Origin of the sequence: Amycolatopsis sp. NBC_01307, assembly GCF_035975215.1 — a bacterium.
Taxonomy (GTDB): Bacteria; Actinomycetota; Actinomycetes; order Mycobacteriales; family Pseudonocardiaceae; genus Amycolatopsis.
The window spans coordinates 2,664,803-2,680,026 of record NZ_CP108403.1 but is presented as its reverse complement, the minus strand read 5'-3'; the positions used below and the strand labels follow the sequence as shown (position 1 = coordinate 2,680,026).

The 15,224-nt window shown below is 71.1% G+C and carries 13 protein-coding genes; 6 read left to right on the top strand and 7 right to left on the bottom strand.

The window, feature by feature from the left end:
- Position 1 precedes the first annotated feature (1 nt).
- The 6 genes from rhaI to OG439_RS11795 form a co-directional block, all read right to left on the bottom strand.
- The gene (gene rhaI, locus OG439_RS11820; protein WP_247051587.1) at positions 2-1,159 is read right to left on the bottom strand and encodes an L-rhamnose isomerase; all 1,158 of its coding nucleotides are present in this window, start codon (positions 1,157-1,159) and stop codon (positions 2-4) included.
- Between the two features lie 14 nt (positions 1,160-1,173).
- Positions 1,174-1,518, bottom strand: coding sequence for an L-rhamnose mutarotase (locus OG439_RS11815; protein ID WP_326949430.1), 345 nt, complete (start codon positions 1,516-1,518; stop codon positions 1,174-1,176).
- Positions 1,519-1,585: 67 nt separating this feature from the next.
- Positions 1,586-2,647: a rhamnose ABC transporter substrate-binding protein gene (gene rhaS / locus OG439_RS11810; RefSeq protein WP_326949429.1), complete on the bottom strand. Its 1,062-nt coding sequence runs from the start codon at positions 2,645-2,647 to the stop codon at positions 1,586-1,588.
- A gap of 5 nt (positions 2,648-2,652) precedes the next feature.
- Entirely contained in the window at positions 2,653-3,666 is a 1,014-nt protein-coding gene (locus tag OG439_RS11805) for an ABC transporter permease (RefSeq protein WP_326949428.1), read from the bottom strand.
- Positions 3,659-4,717, bottom strand: a complete 1,059-nt coding sequence (locus OG439_RS11800; RefSeq protein WP_326949427.1) for an ABC transporter permease — start codon at positions 4,715-4,717, stop codon at positions 3,659-3,661. The genes OG439_RS11805 and OG439_RS11800 overlap by 8 nt, the downstream gene beginning before the upstream one ends.
- Positions 4,714-6,231, bottom strand: a complete 1,518-nt coding sequence (locus tag OG439_RS11795; protein ID WP_326949426.1) for a sugar ABC transporter ATP-binding protein — start codon at positions 6,229-6,231, stop codon at positions 4,714-4,716. Before OG439_RS11795 ends, OG439_RS11800 begins: the two co-directional genes overlap by 4 nt.
- Before the next feature lie 174 nt (positions 6,232-6,405).
- Here OG439_RS11795 and OG439_RS11790 point away from each other — a divergent pair, with 174 nt between their 5' ends.
- Positions 6,406-7,443, top strand: a complete 1,038-nt coding sequence (locus OG439_RS11790) for a LacI family DNA-binding transcriptional regulator (protein WP_326949425.1) — start codon at positions 6,406-6,408, stop codon at positions 7,441-7,443.
- A 106-nt stretch (positions 7,444-7,549) separates the two neighbouring features.
- Entirely contained in the window at positions 7,550-9,940 is a 2,391-nt protein-coding gene (locus tag OG439_RS11785) for a glycoside hydrolase family 2 protein (protein WP_326949424.1), read from the top strand.
- Positions 9,941-9,951: 11 nt separating this feature from the next.
- Here OG439_RS11785 and OG439_RS11780 read toward each other — a convergent pair whose 3' ends face one another.
- Positions 9,952-10,314 carry a DUF488 domain-containing protein gene (locus OG439_RS11780; protein ID WP_326949423.1) on the bottom strand — a complete coding sequence of 121 codons (363 nt, stop codon included), beginning with the start codon at positions 10,312-10,314 and terminating at the stop codon, positions 9,952-9,954.
- A 71-nt stretch (positions 10,315-10,385) separates the two neighbouring features.
- Between OG439_RS11780 and OG439_RS11775 the strand changes: the two genes are divergently transcribed.
- The 4 genes from OG439_RS11775 to OG439_RS11760 all read left to right on the top strand — a co-directional run bounded on the left by OG439_RS11775 (position 10,386) and on the right by OG439_RS11760 (position 15,211).
- Positions 10,386-10,976, top strand: coding sequence for a hypothetical protein (locus OG439_RS11775; protein ID WP_326949422.1), 591 nt, complete (start codon positions 10,386-10,388; stop codon positions 10,974-10,976).
- Positions 10,977-11,019: 43 nt separating this feature from the next.
- Entirely contained in the window at positions 11,020-12,594 is a 1,575-nt protein-coding gene (locus tag OG439_RS11770) for an acyl-CoA synthetase (protein ID WP_326949421.1), read from the top strand.
- Positions 12,595-12,806: 212 nt separating this feature from the next.
- Positions 12,807-13,028: a hypothetical protein gene (locus tag OG439_RS11765; protein ID WP_247051576.1), complete on the top strand. Its 222-nt coding sequence runs from the start codon at positions 12,807-12,809 to the stop codon at positions 13,026-13,028.
- A gap of 107 nt (positions 13,029-13,135) precedes the next feature.
- The gene (locus OG439_RS11760) at positions 13,136-15,211 is read left to right on the top strand and encodes a putative Ig domain-containing protein (protein ID WP_326951531.1); all 2,076 of its coding nucleotides are present in this window, start codon (positions 13,136-13,138) and stop codon (positions 15,209-15,211) included.
- The last annotated feature ends 13 nt before the right edge of the window (positions 15,212-15,224 follow it).

Sequence of the window (15,224 nt, the reverse complement as noted above, 5' to 3'; positions counted from 1 at the left end):
CTCATGCTCCCCATCCGGCCTGCGTGCCGCCGGCGCGCTCGGCCACGATCTTGTCCTGGTACCCACTGCGGTGGTAGGCCGCGACCGGGTCCGGGTCGAGCCCGTCTTCTTCGCGGATCTCGGCCAGCAGCGGCCGGACGTCGGTGTTGTAGGCGTCCATCAGGACGGCGTTGGCTTCGAGGACGTTGCCGGCCTGCTGGGCGGCGCGCAGGTCGTCGCGGTCGACGAGCAGGGCCTTGGCCGTCGCCTCCTGGACGTTGAGCACCGAGCGGATGATCGCCGGGATCTTGGCCTCGATGTTGTGGCACTGGTCGAGCATGAACGCGATGCCGTAGGCCGGGTCGAGGGCGTCGCCGCGGACGATCTCGTACATGATCCGGAACAGCTGGAACGGGTCGGCCGCGCCGGCCATCAGGTCGTCGTCGGCGTAGAAGCGGGAGTTGAAGTCGAACGCGCCGAGCTTCCCGGCGCGCAGCAGGAACGCCACGATGAACTCGATGTTCGTGCCGGGCGCGTGGTGGCCGGTGTCGATGCAGACCGTGGCCTTCTCGCCCAGCTCCATGCAGTGCGCGTACGACGTGCCCCAGTCGGGGACGTCGGTGGCGTAGAAGGCGGGCTCGAACAGCTTGTACTCCAGCAGGATCCGCTGGTCGTCCCCGAGCCGGTCGTAGGTCTCCTTGAGGGCCGCGGCGAGGCGGTCCTGGCGGTCGCGGATGTCGTCCTGGCCCGGGTAGTTGATGCCGTCGGAGAACCACAGCTTCAGGTCGCGGGAGCCCGTGGCGTCCATGATGGAGATCGCCTCGAGCAGGTGGTCGGTCGCCTTGCGGCGGATGCCGGCCTCGGGGTTGGTCACCGAGCCGAGCTTGTAGTCCTCGTCCTGGAAGACGTTGGTGTTGATGGCGCCGATCTCGACGCCGAGGTCGCGCGCGTACGCGGTGAGGGCGCCGTAGTCGTCGACGCGGTCCCACGGGATGTGCAGCGCCACGCTGGGCGCGATGCCGGTGAACCGGTGCACGGTCGCGGCGTCGGCGATCTTCTCTTCGGCCGTGCGCGGGACGCCGGGCTGCGGGAACACCTTGAAGCGGGTGCCCGAGTTGGCGTACGCCCACGACGGCGTCTCGATGCGCTGCGCCCGCAGGGCCTGTTTCACGGCCGTCATGTCGCGCAAGACGATCACTGTCCTTCCCGGACGGAGGGGGTTTCGAGGTGGAAGACCTCGTGCAGCAGCCGGAACCCCTCGTCGGGTGGGCCGCCTTCGAGGCCGGTGAAGAACTCCGCCATCGCCGCCTGCCAGCGGGTGTTGACCTCGGTGCGGGCCATCGCGGCCTGCGCGGCGGCGAGGTCGTCGGCTTCGACGTAGCCGACGAGCAGGCCGTCCTCGCGCAGGAAGAGCGAGTAGTTGCGCCAGCCCGTGTCGTGCAGGGCCTGGCGCATCTCCGGCCACACCGCGCGGTGCCGTTCGGCGTACTCGGCCGCGCGGTCCGGCTTCACCTGCAGGCAGAAGCAGTAACGGGGCATCTTCCGTAGTCCTTTGTGGACCCGCGGCCGGACCGGGGCGGCGATCCGGTCCGGCCGCGGGAGCTGATCAGAAGTTGAACTTGTCGATGTTGTTCGCGTCGAAGGTCGTCGGCGGGCCGAGGACGATCTCACCGCTCGCGCCGATGGTGTACTCACCGAGCTTGCCGGCCTTGAACTTCTCGCCTTCCTTGCCGCTGATCTGGCCCGAGGACAGCGCGACGCCGGCGTACGCGGCGAGGTAGCCGATGTCGGCCGGGTTCCACAGCGCGAACTGCTTCACGGTGCCGTCCTTGACGAACGCGCGCATCTGGTTCGGCGTGCCCAGCCCGGTCACCGCGACCTTGCCCTTGTAGCTCGACGAGCTGACGTAGCGCGCGGCGGCCGCGATGCCCACGGTGGTCGGCGAGACGATCACCTTGAGGTTCGGGAACGACTGCAGCAGGCCCTGGGCCTCCTGGAACGACTTCTGGTCGTCGTCGTTGCCGTAGGCGATCTTGTCCAGCTTCAGGCCCGCGTAGTCCGGCTTGGCGAGCTCCTTCTTGAGGACCTCGATCCAGGCGTTCTGGTTGGTGGCGTTCGGCGTCGCGGACAGGACCGCGATCTCGCCGGAGCCGCCGGAGAGGTCCTTGGCCTGCTTGGCCAGCGCCTCGCCGATGCCCTGGGTGGTGGCCTGGTTGATGAAGACGTCGCGGCAGTCCTTGGCGGCGTCGGAGTCGAAGGCGACGACCTTGATGCCCGCGGTGCGGGCTTGATTCAGCGACGGGCAGACCGCGTTCGGGTCGTTCGCGGCGATGCCGATCACGTTCTGCTGCTGCTGGATCAGCGTGTTGATGTAGCTGACCTGCGACGACGCGCTCGCGTCGTTCGGGCCGACCAGCTTGTACTCGCCCTTCAGCTCGTCGAGCGCGGTCTTGCCGCCACTGACCTCGATGTCGCTGTAGGGGTTGTTGAGCTGCTTGGGGAGGAACGCCATCTTGACGCCCTCCTTGGCCGCGGCGTTCGGGTTCGCCGCCGCCGTGGACTGCTGGGCACCGGCATCGGTGCTGTCGTTCTTCGTCGTGCCGCTGCAGGCGGCCAGGACGAGCACCAGCCCGGCCGACACTGCGCCGGTGATGAACCGTCGGGACATCTTCGTCACCTTTCTGGGGATACCGCGCCGGTAGCTGTGGCCCGGTTCCGCCGCCGGAGCGCCGTTCGGGCCGAGGACACGATGTTGGGGAGCAGGACCGACACGATCAGGAGCACGCCGGTCACGATGTTGAGCGCCTCGTTCGAGACGTCCTGCAGGCGCAGGGCGTTCTGCAGGGAGGCCAGCAGCACCACGCCGGCGAGCACGCCGGGCAGGGTGCCCTTGCCGCCGAAGATGGACACGCCGCCCAGCAGGACCGCGGCCACGACGGCGAGTTCGAGGCCGAAGCCGTTGTCCGCGCGGGCGCTGGAGTAGCGCAGCGTCCACAGCACCCCGGCGACCCCGGCGACCGCGCCGCTCACGACGTAGAGCCAGAACTTGAGGCGCCCGGTGCGGATGCCGGCGAACCGCGCGGCCTGCTCACCGGCGCCGGCCGCGAAGACGCTGCGGCCGACCGGCGTCGCGTGCAGCACGAGGCCGAACAGCGCCGCCACCACGATCAGCGGGATCAGGACGTTCGGGATCGGGCCGTCGCCGATGGTCCCGGTGACCCAGCTCGTGTAGTCGCGCGGGAAGTCGGCCACGGCGCCGTCGCCGAGGACGACGAACGCCAGGCCGCGGTACAGCGCGAGCGTGCCGATCGTGACGGCGAGGGCGGGCAGTTTCAGGACGGTGACGAAGAAGCCGTTCACCGCGCCGAGGATCGCGCCGAGCAGGATGCACAGCGGGATGATCATCTCGATCGAGAGGCCCGCGTCCCACAGCGAGCCCATCACCGCGGACGTCAGCCCGAGCGTGCTCGCCACCGAGAGGTCGATCTCGCCGGTGACGATGATGAACGTCATCGGCAGCGCGATCAGCGCGATCGGCAGCAGGTCGAGCAGCAGGAACGTGAAGTTGCGGCTGGTGCCGAAGTTCTCGACGGCGCCGGAGGCCACCAGCACCACGACGACCGTCACGAGCACGACCGCGGCGTCCCAGCTGAGCAGCCTGCCGAACCGGTTCCCGGTGTCAGACATGGGAATCCCTCTCCTGCGTTCCTAAGCGCCTTCGCAGTGTCTTCTCAATCCGGACGGCGACCAGCCGATCCGCCCCGATCGCGAGCAGGATCAGCGCGCCGACGATCGCCTGCTGCCAGAACTGGTTGATGTCGAGCACGGCCAGGGCGCTGCCGATGACCGTGAGCAGCAGCGCGCCGAGGCCCGCGCCCCAGACCGAGCCGCTGCCGCCGAACACTGCGACCCCGCCGACCACGGCCGCGGCGACGACGTTCAGCTCGTAGCCGGTGCCCGCGGCGGCGTCGACGGTGCCGAACCGCGCGGCGAACAGGACCCCCGCGAGGCCGGCGAGCGCGCCGCTGACCAGGAACGCGGCGCTGGTGTTGCGGCCGACCTTGATGCCCGCGAGCTTCGCGGCCTGCGGGCTGGAGCCCATGGCGTACAGCTCGCGGCCGGCGCGGTAGCTGCGCAGCACGATCCCGGCGAGCACCAGCACGACCACCGCGATCAGCACCAGCCACGGGATCCCGAGGATCGACGCCGTGCCGAAGTCCAGGAAGGACTGCGGCAGCTTGTCGGCGTTGATCTGCTGGCCGCCGGCCCAGAAGAAGCTGACCCCGCGGAAGGCGTAGAGCGTGCCGAGCGTGACGACCAGCGCCGGCACCTGGCCGAACCGGACGAGCACGCCGTTGAGCAGGCCGCAGACCGCGCCGACGACGATCCCGGCGAGCACCGCGACGATCACCGGCAGGCCGGGGTTGTCGCGCATCAGCGAGCCGACGGCGAACGCCGAGAGCCCGAGCACGGACCCGACCGACAGGTCGATGTTGCGGGTGATGATCACGACCGCCTGCCCGACGGCCAGCACCGCGAGGATCGCCGTGCCGAGCAGGATGTCGCGGATGCTCTGCCCGGACAGGAACCGGGAGTTCTGCGTCGCGGTGAACACGACCAGCACGATCAGGGCCAGCACGATCCCGGACTCGCGGGCCTTGAAGACGTTCGCGGTCCACGACTGCCGGTCCCCGGTCACCGGTCCGCGGGGAGGTGCGGCCACCTTGGTCGCGTTCACGCGGCGGCCCCCTGTCCCATCGCGGCGAACATGACCGAGTCTTCGGTGGCCTCGGCGCGCGGGAGCTCGGCGACGATCCGCCCCTCCCGCATCACCAGCACGCGGTCGGCCATGCCCAGCACCTCCGGCAGTTCGGACGACACCATGACGACGGCGACGCCTTCGGCCGCGAGCGACGACATCAGCCGGTGCACCTCGGCCTTCGTGCCGACGTCGATGCCGCGGGTCGGTTCGTCCACGATCAGCACCTTCGGCGCCATCGCGAGCCACTTGGCCAGCACGACCTTCTGCTGGTTGCCGCCGGACAGCGTGCCGACGGGGTCGCCGAGGCGGCGGTACTTGGTGCGCAGCCGCTCGGTCCAGTGCCGCGCCTCCTGCCGTTCGGTCCCGCCGCTGAGGAACCCGAAGTTCGCGAGCGCGCCGGAGCGCGGCAGCGTCACGTTGCGTTCGATCGAGAGGTCCATGATCAAGCCCTGCTGACGCCGGTCCTCGGGGACCAGCGCCATCCCCGCGTTCATCGCGGCCCGCGACGAGTGCGCCTTGAGCTTCTTCCCGTTGACGCGCACGACTCCGGCGTCGCGTTCGTCCACCCCGAACACGGCCTGGACGACCTCGGAGCGACCGGACCCGACGAGCCCGGCGAACGCGACGATCTCGCCGGCGCGCACCGAGAAGGAGATGTCGCGGAAGACGCCTTCCCGGGCCAGGCCTTCGACTTCGAGGACCACGGCGCCGGGTTCGACGTCCTGCTTGGGGAAGAGCGCGTCGAGGTCGCGGCCGACCATGCGGTGGACCATCTCGTCGACCGTGACGTCGGCGACCAGGTCGGTGGAGACGTGCTTGCCGTCGCGCATGATCGTGACGCGCTGGCAGAGCTCGGTGATCTCCTCGAAGCGGTGCGAGATGAACATGATCGCCGCACCCTCCTCGCGCAGCGTCCGCGCGACCGTGAACAGCCGTTCGACCTCGACGCGGCTCAGCGCGGCGGTCGGCTCGTCCATGATCAGCACGCGGGCGTCCGCGCTGAGCGCCTTGGCGATCTCGACGATCTGCTGGTCGGCGATCGACAGCCCGCGGGCCGGGCGGGCCGGGTCGATCCGGACGCCGAGCCGCGTGAACAGCCGGTCGGCTTCGGCGCGGATCGCGGCCCGGTCGATGCGGCCGAAGCTCTTGCGCGGGTGACGGCCCATGACGATGTTCTCCGCCACCGAAAGATCGGGGAACAGCGTGGGTTCCTGGTAGATCACCGCGATGCCGGCGGCCTTGGCGTCGGCCGGGGAACCGAACGTGACCGGTTCGCCGTCGAGCAGCAGCGTGCCGTCGTCGGGCTTGTGCACGCCGGCCAGCATCTTGACGATCGTCGACTTGCCGGCGCCGTTCTCCCCGACCAGCGCGTGGGCCTCTCCGGCGTGCAGGGGGAACGACACTCCGGCGACCGCCGCGACGGCGCCGAACGACTTGCTCACGCCGCGCACCTCCAGCAGAGGGGCTCGGCCCGGGTCCTGCCGCGTCATCGCGACCTCCGGTTCGAAGGGCTATTGAAAGGTTTCACAAACCTGGCGCGGTGACGCTACTATGCAGCCGAAGAACAAGTCAATGCATCCACCGAACCGTGGCCAAACGTCGTCGGGACCACGCAGTTGGTGGCGATGTTACGTTTCAACGGTGCGTGCTCAGGAGGGGGTCAGATGACGGTCCAGGAGTCCGGCGCCGAGCCGAGAGCGGCGGGCATGAAGGACGTCGCCGCGGCCGCGGGCGTCTCCCTCGGCACGGTGTCCAACGTGCTGAACCGGCCCGGCCGCGTCAGCCCCGCCACGCGCGCGAAGGTCGAGGCCGCGATGGCCGAACTCCGCTTCGTGCGCAACGAATCCGCGCGGCAGCTCCGGGCGGGCCGCAGCCGTGTGCTGGCCTACGTGATGCTCGACGGCAGCAACCCGTTCTTCACCGACGTCGCGGCCGGCATGGAAGACGCCGCCGACGAGAGCGACCTGTCCCTGTTCCTCTGCAACAGCGCCCACCAGCCGTCCCGGGAAGAGGCCTACCTCGGCCGCCTCGAACAGCAGCGCGTGCAGGGCATCCTCATCACGCCGGTCGACCCGGACGCGCCACTGCTGCACGAGATCGCCCGCCGCGGCACGCCGGTGGTCGTCGTCGACCGCACCCCGGACGGCACCGCGCACTGCTCGGTCGCGGTCGACGACGTCTACGGCGGCGAGATCGCCGTCCGGCACCTGATCGAGCAGGGCCACGAGCGGATCGCGTTCATCGGCAACCACACGACGGTCGGCCAGGTGCGCGACCGGCGTCAGGGCGCGCTGCGCGCGCTGGCCGCCGCCGGCCTGGCCCCGGACCACCTGGTCGACCTCACGACGACGGCGCTGACGGTCGCCGACGGCCGCGGCGCCGGCGAGCGCCTGGCGGGCCTGCCGTCGGCGATCCGCCCGACCGCCGCGTTCTGCGCCAACGACCTGGTCGCCCTCGGCCTGCTGCAGACGTGCGCCACCCTGCGCATGCGCGTCCCGGAGGACCTGGCGATAGTGGGCTACGACGACATCGAGTTCGCCGCGGCGGCCGCGGTCCCGCTGACGTCGGTCCGCCAGCCCCGCCACCGCCTCGGCCGTACCGCGGCGGAACTGCTACTGGCCGAAACCACCGAAACCGCCCACGAGCACCGGCAGGTCGTCTTCACCCCGGAACTGGTGGTGCGCACCTCGACCCTGCGCTGACCTGGCCCCCGTAATGGCGTGTTGATCAGGTGCGATGCCAGAGTGGGTCCGTTGGGGACACACTGGAGCCGACGAGCGCGGTGCTCGCCCGGGCACGGAGGTCGGCATGGCGGACGGACGGCGGCTCTCGCGGCGCGGGTTCCTCGCCGCGGGCGGGGCCGCGCTCGGGGCCGCCGTCGTGGGGACCACCGTTGCCGGGTCCGCGGGGATGGGGGAACCGGACCCGGATGCGGTGCGGCTGGGCGATTTCTGGCTGTTCGGGCGGTACGAGGACGGCTGCGCCGATGCCGATTTCGACGAAGAAGACCTTTCGCCCGTACAGCTCCCCCACTGCGTGACGCCGTTGTCGTGGACCGGCTGGGACCCGGCGTCGTGGCAGGACCGGTGGATCTACCGCAAGCACTTCACGGTGTCCCCGGCGATGGTCTCCGAACGCGTCCGGGCTCGCTTCGACGGCGTCATGACCAATGCGGCCGTCTACCTCAACGGCACGCTCGTCACCTCCCACAGCGGCGGCTACCTGCCCTTCGAGGTGGAACTGCCGCAGGTCACCGCGGGCGACAACATCCTCGCCGTGGTGGTCGACGGGCGGTGGCAGCTCGACGTCCCGCCCAACCTGCCGCGGATGGCCGGCCCGTCGGTGATCGACTTCTACCAGCCGGCCGGGATCTACCGCCCGGCCACGATCGGCACGGTGCCGCGCACCCGCCTCACCGACGTCTTCGCCTGCCCCACCGACGTCCTCACTCCGGCCCGGTCGCTGCGCCTGACCTGCGAACTGGACACGACCGCCGCGATCGCCGAACCGCTGCAGCTCACGGCGTCGGTGAGCCAGGCCGAGCGCGAGCTGGCCCAGGCCGTCACGACCGTCGGACCGATGCCGGTCGGGACGAAGACCGTCACGTTCGAGGTGGGCGGGCTCGGCGCGGTCCGGCTGTGGGACGTCGCGGACCCCGCGCTGTGCGACGTCACGGTGAGCGTGCGTTCCGGGCCGCGCCGGCTCGACCAGCGCGTGGTGCGCGTCGGGTTCCGCGAAGCCAAGTTCACCCCGGACGGCTTCTTCCTCAACGGCAGCCGGCTCAAGCTGTTCGGCCTCAACCGCCACCAGTGGTACCCGTTCGCCGGCGGCGCGATGCCCGACCGCGTCCAGCGGCGCGACGCCGAGATCCTGCGCCGCGAGCTGAACTGCACGATGGTCCGCTGCTCGCACTACCCGCAGTCGAGCGCGTTCCTCGACGCCTGCGACGAGCTGGGCCTGCTGGTGTGGGAGGAGATCCCGGGCTGGGGCCGGGTCGGCGACGCCGCCTGGCAGCAGCAGAACCTGCGTGACGTCTCCGCGATGGTGATCCGGGACCGCAACCACCCGAGCGTCGTCGTCTGGGGCACCCGTGTCAACGAGGCCGCCGGGACGACCGAGATGTACCTGAAGACCGGCAAGCTGGCGAAGCAGCTGGACCCGTCGCGCCCGACCAGCGGCGCGCTGGCCAGCACCACCGGCGCGCGGCTGGCGCTGCCGCCGGGCACCGACGAGCAGGTCTTGGCCTACAACGACTACACCGCGCACCGCGGCGCGCCGTTCCAGCTCAAGGCGCCGCGCCCCGGGGTGCCGTACCTGGTGACGGAGTCGATCGGCACGCTCGCCGGCGTCCGCGCGTACCGCCGCACCGACCCGAACGCGGCCCAGCAGCTGCAGGCCGAGCTGCACGCGAAGGCCCACGACCTGGCCGCGGCCGACGACCACTACAGCGGGCTGCTCGCGTGGTGCGCGTTCGACTACCCGTCGGGCTGGCAGCGCTCGCTGGGCGGCTCGAAGTTCGCCGGCGTGTCCGACATCTTCCGGATCCCGAAGCCGGCCGCGGCGTTCTACGCCTCGCAGGGCGACCCGCGGGTGCGCGCGGTCGTCGAGGCCGGGTTCGCGTGGGACGACGGGGCCCCGCTGCCGGGCCCGGGCGCGACGGTCTGGTCGAACTGCGACCGCCTGGAGCTGTTCCTCGGCGGCCGGCACGCGGGCCCGGCCCGCAGCCGCCGCGCGGACTTCCCGCACCTGGCGCACCCGCCGTTCGCGGTGGACTTCCCGCTGACCCGGGCCGAGCTGCGCATCGACGGCTACCTGGGTGACCGCCTGGTCGTGACCCGGCGCTACAGCGGCGACCGGAGCCGGGACGCGCTGAGCTGCGTCCCGGACGACACGGACCTGCGGGCCGACGGCGCCGACGCGACCCGCGTCGTCGTGGCGGTGACGGACCGCTACGGCACCCTGCGCGCGTCGGCGGGCGGCAAGGTGACGCTGGCGCTGACGGGCCCGGCCGAGCTGGTCGGCGACACCACGCTGGACCTCGCCGCGACCGGCGGCGCGGCGGCGGTGTGGCTGCGCCCGTTCGCGGGACCGGCGGGGACGCTCACGCTGACGGCCCGCCACGACACGCTGGGCACCACGACGGCCACGGTGACGACCCGCGCCCCGGGCACGGCCCCCACCGCCGCCACCCGGCCGTGACGGCCCGCGGGTCAGGCGTCGCCGGTGAGCACGGCGGCGAGGACGGCCACCTGGCTCAGCGGCAACGTCGGGCTCGCCGTCAGCAGCGTCAGGGGGCCGCCCGCCGCGAGGTCCACCAGCCTCGCCAGGGCCGCCAGCTGGTCCGGCTCGCGCAGTTCCGCGCGGTAGCGCTGCGCGAACTCGGGGAAGCGGTCCGGGTCGTGGCCGTACCAGGTGCGCAGCTCGTCCGAGGGCGCCAGCTGGCGGTACCAGCCGTCCAGCTCGACCGCCCGGGACGCGCCCCGGGGCCAGAGCCGTTCCACGAGCACACGGGTACCGTCGGCGGGCCCGGCCGGGTCGGTCAGGCGCGCCACGCGGACCGGCGTGGGGTGCATGCGCGCATTCTGCGTCGCGCCCGCCCGCTCCGCCACTCCGGACGCCACCACCCGAGACCTGGGACAACGCCGTGCGCAACCGCGTGACGCCGACCGGCGAGATCGTCGACGTCCCCCTGCGCGGCGCGTGGACCGGCAACCGCGGGGTGCTGCACGAGGGTCGCGACATCGTCCGCTTCCACGCCGGCGACCTGTGGATCACCTGCGTGCTCGAGTTCCGCGGCCGCTGGCGCGAGCAGTGGCTGCCGGGCCGCTACACGCACCTGTACTTCCACGACGAGGCCGTCTCGTTCGCCGCCGGGCACCGGCCGTGCGGCGAGTGCCGCCGCGCCGGCTACACCGCCTACCGCGACGCCTGGGGCGGCGGGCCGTCCGCGACGGCGATGAACCGGCAGCTGCACCGCGAACGCCTCCACCGCGGCACCCACCGCCGCCGCCTCCACGAGCTGCCCTGGACCGGCCTCCCGGACGGCGCCTTCGTCCGCCGCGGCGACCACCCGGAACTTGTCCTCGGCGATCACCTCACGGAGTGGACGACCACGGGCTACGGCACCCGGCGGCCGCGTCCCACCACCGGCACCGTCCCGGTCCTCACTCCCCCGGCGACGACCGCCGTGCTGCGTGCCGGTTACCCCGTGCAGATCGACGACACCGCGCGCTGAACCGAGGCTTGCGGGCCGGACCGTCCCGACCGAGACTGCCGGGATGGATCAGGTCACCGCCGCCCTCGTCGACCGCGCCCGGCAGCACGCGCTGGGCGATCTCCTCCGCCGCACCGCGCTGCGGCTGCCGGACAAGCTCGCCGTCGTCTCCGGGGACACCCGGCTCACCTTCGCCGAGTTCGAAGCCGCCGCCAACCGCTGCGCCCACGCCCTCGCCGCGCGCGGCCTCCGCAAGGGCGACCGGCTCGCGCTGCTGAGCCACAACTGCTGGCAGTACGGCGTGCTGGCCTTCGCCACCGCGAAACTCGGCGTGCTCCTGGTCCCGGTCAACTTCATGCTCGGCGCCGACGAGGTCGCCTACATCCTCCGCCACGCCGAAGCCGCCGCCTTCGTCAGCGAGGACGCCCTCGAAGCGACCGCCGCCGAGGCCCTCGAACTGTCGGAGTTGAAAGACGTCGTCCGCGGCCGGATCGGCTCCGGCGGCAGCTGGGAGGACATCGGCACCTGGCTGTCCGAAGGAGACGATCAGGCCCCGGACGTCGTCGTCGCCGACGACGACCCGCTGCGGCTGATGTACACCTCCGGCACCGAGTCGCGGCCGAAGGGCGTGCTGCTCTCGAGCCGGTCCCTGATCGCGCAGTACGTCTCGTGCGTGATCGACGGCGGGATGAGCGCCGACGACGTCGAGGTGCACTCGCTCCCGCTCTACCACTGCGCGCAGCTGGACTGCTTCTTCTCCGTCGACGTCTACCTCGGCGCCACCAGCGTCGTCCTGCCCGGCCCGGACCCCGCGGCGCTGCTCGCGGCCGTCGAACGGGAGCGGGCGACGAAGCTGTTCGCCCCGCCGACCGTGTGGATCTCCTTGCTGCGTCACGAAAACTTCGACCGCACCGACCTGTCGAGCCTGCGAAAAGGGTACTACGGCGCGTCGGCGATGCCGGTCGAGGTCCTGCGCGAGCTGCAACGACGGCTGCCGGACGTCGCGTTCTGGAACTTCTACGGCCAGACGGAAATGGCACCGCTGGCCACGATCCTGCGCCCGGACGAGCAGCTCCCCCACGCCGGCTCGGCCGGGCGGGCGTCGCTCAACGTCGAGACGCGCATCGTCGACGACGAGGACAACCCGGTGGCGCCGGGCGTCGTCGGCGAGATCGTGCACCGCAGCCCGCACACCACCCTCGGCTACTACCGGGACGAGGAGAAGACGGCGGAGGCGTTCCGCGCGGGCTGGTTCCACTCCGGCGACCTGGGCGTGGTCGACGAGGACGGCTACCTGTCCGTCGTGGACCGCAAGAAGGACATGATCAAGACCGGCGGCGAGAACGTCGCGAGCCGCGAGGTCGAAGAAGCCCTGTACCTGCTGGACGGCGTCGCCGAGGTCGCGGTGTTCGGGATCGGCCATCCACACTGGATCGAAGCCGTCACCGCGGTGGTGGTGCCACGCGAAAACGTCGAACTGACGGCGGCGCAGGTGATCGACCACGCCCGTACGCGGCTGGCCGGTTACAAATGTCCCAAGTACGTCGTGTTCGCGGACCGGCTTCCCAAGAACCCCAGCGGAAAGATCGTGAAGCGCGAACTGCGGGAGCGACACGCCGGACTGGCCAAGCAGGACTGAACGACCGAATTCCTCTTGAGTGACAAGGAAAGCCACGGTTAACGCTGTACAAGAACGCGTCGGCGCCCGGGAACACCAGCCCGACCGTCCACCAGGGCCGACCGGCCCGGGACCGGGATGTCCAAAAGCCGTGGCGCGGCCCGTCCGTCGGGTCTAGTAATGAGGCCGTCGTCGTTTCCGGCGGCGGAACCCGAGGGGAAGAGGTACAGATCGTGTCCGTTTTCATCGCCGTCCTGCTCGCGCTGGGCGCCGGGCTGCTCGTCGGCGGCCGGGTCCACCACGCCAGGGAGGCCCGCTCCAACTACTCCGCCTACCGCGCCCGGACGGCCAAGGGCTTCGGGGAGATGATCCGCAGCGTCGTCGCCGCCGGCATCGCGGTGATCGGCGCCGTCGCGCTGCTCGTCATCCTGCTCAACGTGCTCCAGCAGGCGTAACCGCACGAACCCGACTCATGGCGGGTTGTTGCCACCGGACCCGCAGAGGACGCTTTCCAAGGCTCCGAGGTGCGGGGCCGCGAAAGGACGACCTCATGAGATCGAGGGTGCTTTCCGCTGCGCTCGGTGTGGCCGCAGGCCTGCTGGGCACAGTCGCCGTCGCCGCGCCGGCGCAAGCCGCCGCCGCGGTCTGCGGCGACCAGCTCGTCGGCAACGGCGGGTTCGAGAGCGGCACCACGCCGTGGACCCAGACCAGTGGTGTCATCTCCGCGGCGACCACCGCGGAACCGGCCCACGGCGGGACGATGGACGCCTGGCTGGACGGCTACGGCACCACCCACACCGACACCCTGTCCCAGGCCCTGACGCTCCCGGCCGGCTGCGCGACGGCCAGCCTGACCTGGTGGTCGCACGTCGACACCAAGGAGACGTCGACGACGACCGCCTACGACAAGCTCGTGGTGCAGGCCGGGACCGACACCCTCGCAAGCTACTCGAACCTCGACAAGAACACCGGCTACGTCCAGCGCACCGTGGACGTCTCGCGCTACCTCGGGCAGACCGTGACCCTCAAGGTCACCGGCACCGAGGACTCGAGCCTGGCCACCAACTTCCTGCTCGACGACTTCGCCCTGACCACGACCGGGACGTCGAACCCGCAGTCCCCGGTCGTCACCTCGCCCGGCAGCCAGACCACCGCCGCCGGCCAGGCGGTGTCCCTGCAGGTCCAGGCCACCGACCCGCAGAACGACGCGCTGACCTGGACCGCGACCGGCCTGCCCACCGGGCTGGCCATCGGCGCGAGCACCGGGAAGATCACCGGCACGCCGACCACCGCCGGCACGTCGTCGGTCACCGTCACGGCCAAGGACCCGGGCGGCAACAGCGGCAGCGCCACGTTCTCGTGGACGATCGGCTCGGCCCCCGCCGACTCGACGCGCACGCCGATCAACCCGGCCTACACCGTGAACCTGACGTCGAACACCGCCGGCGACACCTGGAACGGGCACCAGTCCGTCAGCTTCACCAACGGCTCGCCGACCGCGCTGCCCGAGGTCTACCTGCGGCTCTGGGACAACTACCACGGCACCTGCCCGACGACGCCGATCACGGTCACCAACGTCACCGGCGGCACGGCGTCTGCCCTGAGCGTCAACTGCACCGCGCTGAAGATCACGCTGCCCTCGCCGCTGGCCCAGGGCCAGTCGGCGTCGATCGGGTTCGACCTGAAGATCGTCGTGCCCAGCGGCGCCGACCGGTTCGGCCACGACGGCGCCTTCAACATGATCGGCAACGCCCTGCCGATCCTGGCGGTCCGCGACGGCGCGGGCTGGCACCTCGACCCGTACACCAACAACGGCGAGGCGTTCTACAGCCTGATCAGCGACTTCGACGTCACCCTCGTGCACCCGAGCACGGTGCTCACGCCGGCCACCGGCACGTCGACCGAGACGACCAGCGGCAGCACGACGACCACCCACGCCGTCGCGAACAAGGTGCGTGACTTCGCCTGGGGCGCCGGGCCGTTCGCGAAGATCAGCACGACGTCCGGCAAGGGCGTGCGGGTCAACGTCTACTCGGTCAGCGGGATCTCCACGAGCAGCGCGAACCAGATGCTGAGCCTGGCCGCCGACTCCATCGACGTCCACTCGGGCCGCTTCGGCGACTACCCGTACGGCGAGGTGGACGTGGTGCTGGACAACAACTTCTGGTTCGGCGGCATGGAGTACCCGGGCTTCGTGATGGACCTCGTGTCGACCACGGCGCTCCCGCACGAGCTGGCCCACCAGTGGTTCTACGGGATCGTCGGCGACGACGAGTACAACTCGCCGTGGCTCGACGAGAGCTTCACCGACTACGCCACCGACCTCTACCGCGGCATCACCGGCAGCGGCTGCGGCATCACGTGGCAGTCGAGCGCGGAGAAGCTGACCAACTCGATGGCGTACTGGGACGCGCACTCGTCGCGGTACTCCACCGTGGTCTACAACTACGGCAAGTGCACCCTGCACGACCTGCGGCGGCTCATCGGCGACACGCCGATGGCGAACCTGCTGAAGTCGTACGCGCAGTCGCACTGGTACGGGGTGTCGACGACGGCCGAGTTCAAGGCCGCGGCGCAGGCGGCGGCCGGGTCGACCGACCTGACGTCGTTCTGGGCCTCGCATCGGGTGGAAGGCTAAATCGGTTGGTTCC